Origin of the sequence: Steroidobacter sp., assembly GCF_016790065.1 — a bacterium.
Lineage (GTDB): Bacteria > Pseudomonadota > Gammaproteobacteria > Steroidobacterales > Steroidobacteraceae > Steroidobacter.
Map to the genome: position 1 here is coordinate 1 of NZ_JAEUPY010000233.1, position 5210 is coordinate 5210.

The following is a 5210-nucleotide window of genomic DNA, read 5'->3' on the forward strand; positions in this document are numbered from 1 at the left end:
ATAGAAATTGTCCCAATGCGTCGGGATCACGACACGCGGCAAGCCCGTAACGTTGAGCAGTCGCTCGGTGTACTTGTAGATCTCGGTCCTGGAAGTGCCCGAGCCCGCGAGCAGGATGTCCGGCCGCAGGCCCTGCAGTTCTCGCTCGATGAAGTTCATCGAGCCCATGGTCAATACTTCGCGCCCGGCGAGACGACATAGAAACATCAGCGAGCCGCCTTCGGCCAGATCGAGCAAGCGCAGCGGTGCCTTCAGGTCCTCGCCATATCGGCGAGGATCGAAGTATCGCTTCTCGATCAGCGCCGAATGCAACGACGGCACCACGCGCACCGACCAGCCATCGAATTGGTAATCCTCGCCTCCCTGCACCGGATAGAGCTGCTCTTCAGGCACGCCATACGCTCGCAGGATGTTGATCGACGTCTCCGTACCAAGCACACGCGCGCCAGTCTTCTTGGCGATGTAAGGCACGTCCAGAATGTGATCTGGATGCGCGTGATGGATCAGGATGTAATCCGCTTTGGGAATCAGCGAGTCGATCAGTTTGGTATCGGACGCCAGCAAGTCGGTGTCGGCGAAGCTCTTCCTGCCGTCTTTCACGTCGCGGCCGGCACCGTACTTGACTCGCGAGATGTAGGGATCGACCAGTACCACCAACTCGCCGGCTTTCATTTCCCATCCGGCGGCGCCGAGGTACTTCATTTGCAAAGGCGCGGCCTGACCGACAGCCATGCCCACCAACAGTAGCGACAACGTCCACCGGATAAAGAAAAACGTTTTCATGCGGGCCTCAGAAACGCTTGCTCAATGCCACCCAATATTCCCTGAGTCGCCAGTCCCCGAACGGACTGCCGTAACCGTTGACGCTCTGATAAACATCGATCGGCGGCGTCTTGTCGAAGACATTGTTGATGCCGAACTGCACCGTCAGCCCCGACTGCAACGCGCCGAGCGCGCCGCCACGTTCGTCCCAGCGGTACTCCATCACTGCATCGTGATAAGTCTGGCTGGGAATCTTCTCGCTCCCCTGCGCCACCACATAAGCCGTGAGTCCGCCGTTGTCGAACTGATCGTAAGAACCGAAATAGGTCATCAGCCAATCGAGCTTCCAGGCACCTCGCGCCCAGCTCAGCCCGAGATTGCCCTTGTGCTTGAGCGGCCCGCCGTTGGCAACTTGATCGACGATGTTCTCTAACGGGCTGTCGATGGCGTCCGCTGCCTGCCGGTCGAAGTAACGGATCACCGTGGCCAGCGCGGAGATCTGAAACGTACCGAGTCGCTCCACGGCGAACTGGTAGTCGAGCGACAGATCGAAGCCCTCGGTGCGCAGCTGATTGGCATTGATCAAGCTGAAGTCAACCAAGCTGATCTGACCGGTGCTGTCTCGTCGCACGCGGCCCGGGAACTCACGTTCGAGATTGACGATCTGTTGCGCGGTCGGTGTCACCGCGACATCTTCGAGCGCCAATCGATACCATTCCAGATTGGCGCGCAGTCCTTCGATGAATGTCGGTGTCCACACCAATCCCACGCCCCAGCTGGTGGAGCTTTGCGGCTTGATGTTGGGATTGCCTCCATCCAGGAAGTTCACGGCGACCACTTCGTTGCCGCGCTGAGGATCGATCACATTGACCGTGCATGTCGGGCCGGCGGTACAACCGCCACCGAGCTGCGGTTCGAGAAATTGGATGTAGTCGGGCGGCAGAAAGCCAGTGGCGTAGCTGGCGCGTAGCATGAGCTGATCCACCGGCCGGTAGCGCAGGCCGATGGTCGGATTGGTCGAGCTATAGGTCACCTCGCCCTTGGTCACCGGCTCATCGGCGCTGGCAATGTATGAGGTGCCCGTGGCCACCTTGAAATGTTCGCTACGACCGGACAGCTGCAAATCCAACTCACGCACCAGGGGCACACTGTTGGCAGCAGACACCAGCGGCACTTTCAACTCGGCATAGGCACTCGCGACTTGTTGCGACTTGGGCAGATAGTTCCAGTTGAGATTGTTCGCCGTGTACACCGCGTAGTCCCAAAAGTAACGGCCGCTCTTCATGCTCTCCTTGCGGTATTCCAGCCCCAGCGCGAGCGTCGGGCTGCCGGCGGGCAATCGACCGATCGGGCCAGCGGCGCGTAACGCAATGTTCTCCAGCTGCGATGGGAAATCGCCGCCGTAGCGAGCCTGATACGACGTCAGATCCACGGGATTGGCCAACAAGTCCACGAACGGATTGAGCGCTCCCGAATTGAACGCCGGCGCCAGCGTTCTGATGTAGTGCACGTGACGGAAGCGGCTTTGGTTCTCGGTCCAGGTGTAGTCGCTCTCGACCTGCCAATCATAGGGCAAATCGACCAGCACACCTGCCGTCACACGCGTGGTCCGGTTCCTGACTTCCATCTGCGCTTCATCCGCGGCCGCCCCAGGCAACGTGATGCGCACGTCCTGCTGGAACGGATTGATCGGAGACAACCGGCTGACTATGGTGCGGCTGCTGGAGTACGGCACTCGGGGAGCGCTCGCCAGGTACTCGCTGTGATAGAACTCGGAGAACAGATTGACGTTGTCGCTCATCTGCCGGCGCGCGCTGGCGATCAGCGACTTGATCTCCGGTACGCCATGGATACTGGAGTTCAGGCCATAGCCCGCATCGCTTCCGGTCGAGTTCGGTTGCGCAAAGTTATAACTACTCGCATTCGCACGCAGACCGGCGCCCAGGTCCAACGGCGACGTCGCGGCCGAAGTACCGACGGGAACGTAGGTGATGTTCGAACCCAAACTGCCGCCGCCATACGGCGCCTTCAGCACCAGATCCTGGCCATTCACCGAGCCGATGTTGCCGGTGGTCCCGCCGATGTACGGCGCCGACGGCAACAGCAACAGAGACGGGTTGTTACGCAGAATGCGTTCGCGCCCGCGATTCATGTAGTCGCTCCGATCTCGACTCAGCGGCGCTTCCGCATCCGAGTAGCGTGCGCCGACCATGAAGTGCGTTCTGCCTTCCTCGAGCGACAAGCCATAGCTGGCATTCACGGTTCGCACCGGCGCATCGACATCGAAGGGACTGCGATACTTGAGACTGACTTCCCCGCCTTCGTAGTCTCGCTTCAGCACCACGTTGACCACGCCGCCGATGGCGCTGCCGCCGTAAATGGCCGATGAGGACACCGGCAGCACTTCGATCCGTTCTACTGCGCCGATGGGAATGGCTTTGATGTCCGGCTGCAACGTCTCGCCGAACGAGACGATGTTGGCGGTACGCCGCCCGTTGATCAGGATCAAGGTTTGATTGGTGCCGATGCCCCGCAAGTTGACCTGACTGATGTCGCCCGACGCATTGATCGGCTGCTGATCGTGGGTGCCGGCCACCGTGTTCATGGGCAGGCTCTTCTTCAACAGACCCTCGACATCGGCCGCGCCCGACTTCTCGATTTCGGCCCGGCCGATGATCTGATAGGGCTGCGCATCGTCCTGCGTGCGCCGAATATCCATGTTGCCTTCGGTGAAAGGCTTGCGCGCACTGACCAATACTTCGGAGATGTTCTGCGACGGCTCGCGCGACGCTGTGTCGACGCTAGTATCGTCAGCCTGTGCGACTCGGAGTAATTCGCCGCGGCCGTCGTTGTACGACGTTGCCATCGGCACGACCGTAATCGTCTTCTCGTCCAGGTACTGGAATGTCAGTGACGTGCCACTGAGCAGCTGGTTCAGCGCCTCATCCGTCGTCAACTCACCCACGGCGCCCGCTGTGCGCAGATCTCGCACCAGTTCCGAGCGGAACAGCACATGCAACTTGCGATCTTTCGCCAGCGACCTGAGCGCCGGGCCCAGCGGCGACTCTGGAATATTCGTGGCCTTACGAATCAGCGCATGAGCGTTCTGCGCCATCGAGACACCCAACAGAGCAATGCTGATCGCCGCCGCCACAGCCGTGGTTCGCATGATGACCCTTACCCCATGTTCTAATGTTTGTATCGCTGCCGTTCGTATGAACCGGCAGTCGATGCAATGAGTAGAGTCGGGGCCGCGGCAAAAGGTATACGGCAGCAGTCTGTTCATTCTTTGCGAATGCGGATCTCTCGTTCCGTTTCGATCACCGTGAGCTCGGGTTGATTGCGCAGGAAGCGGATCAGCGACGCGGGATCGTCGAAAGAAAACAAGCCACTGATCTTGAAGTTCGCAATGGCAGGCGATTCGAGCACGATGGCGCGATGACTATGACGATTGAACTCCGCCACTACGTCCGCCAGCGCCGTTTCATCGAACTCGTATTCACCGTGCGTCCACGCAGTTGCCACCGCGACATTCGGCTGCTTGGGTTTCTTGACGGCGGTCGAGTTGATGACGGCCTGCTCGCCGGCCACCAGCAGCAGAACGCGCGCATCGCCACCAGGCGTCTTGGTAGAAACATCGAGATCGGCGTGTTTCGGATCCAGCACGGCGACGCGGCCTTCGAGCACGGTAACCACGGTGTCTTGCCGCTTTCGATAGACGTCGAACTGCGTGCCTACAGCGCGAATCTGCGCACCTGCGCTGCGAACGACGAATGGCCGGTTGGCGTCCTTGGCGACATGGAACAGCGCCTGGCCTTCGAGCAGATCGACGCCGCGTTCGGTATCGCTGAACTCGATCCGAACCCTGCTGTCGGCGTTGAGTTCGATTCTGGAACCATCCTTGAGTGTGATCGAGCGTCGTTCCGCAATCTGCGTGGCAAAGACCGGCGCTCGGGTCAGCGTGAACCACGTGGCCAATGCCGCACAGACGCTCACCAATGCGACCGCGGCCGCCAAGCGCACTCGCGAACGGCGTCTCGGCGTGACTAGTGACGGCCGACCTATCTCGACAACGTTCACTTGCGTGTCGATCTGGGCTGCCAACGGCAACACATTCGCGCGTCCTTTGGCCGCTGCGAGCAACCGCTCGATGTCGCCCGGCTGCACTTCGCCGGCGCCAGGCAATCTCGCATAAGAGCTGCCGATCTCGATGTAAGCGCGAATATGTTCGGGCGAGCGCCTGAGCCAGCGCATGAACTGATCACGCTGCGCCTGGTCGACTTTTTTACTTCGGAAGTCGACGAACCATTGGCTGGCCTCTTCCAGAATCTGGCGGTTGTCACCGGCTCGACGATGGTCACTCAAGGCGCGCCCTCCCTTCGCCTTCACAGGCATCCCGGCAATGCAAAAGCGCGCGGGCCAGATATTTTTTGACGGTGATCTCCGCA

At 60.2% G+C, this 5210-nt stretch carries 3 protein-coding genes; all 3 read right to left on the bottom strand.

From position 1 onward, the window contains the following. Positions 1-783, bottom strand: a 783-nt coding sequence (locus JNL55_RS10030) for an MBL fold metallo-hydrolase (protein ID WP_293852571.1), incomplete at its 3' end; no start/stop codon positions are given. Positions 784-790: 7 nt separating this feature from the next. Next, positions 791-3931, bottom strand: coding sequence for a TonB-dependent receptor (locus JNL55_RS10035; RefSeq protein ID WP_293852572.1), 3141 nt, complete (start codon positions 3929-3931; stop codon positions 791-793). A 113-nt stretch (positions 3932-4044) separates the two neighbouring features. Beyond that, positions 4045-5127 carry a FecR family protein gene (locus JNL55_RS10040; RefSeq protein WP_293852574.1) on the bottom strand — a complete coding sequence of 361 codons (1083 nt, stop codon included), beginning with the start codon at positions 5125-5127 and terminating at the stop codon, positions 4045-4047. Between the last annotated feature and the right edge of the window lie 83 nt (positions 5128-5210).

Excerpts from the sequence above, each read along its gene's own strand:
- JNL55_RS10035 (WP_293852572.1), bottom strand. The coding sequence starts at position 3,931 with ATGCGAACCACGGCTGTGGCGGCGGCGATCAGCATTGCTCTGTTGGGT.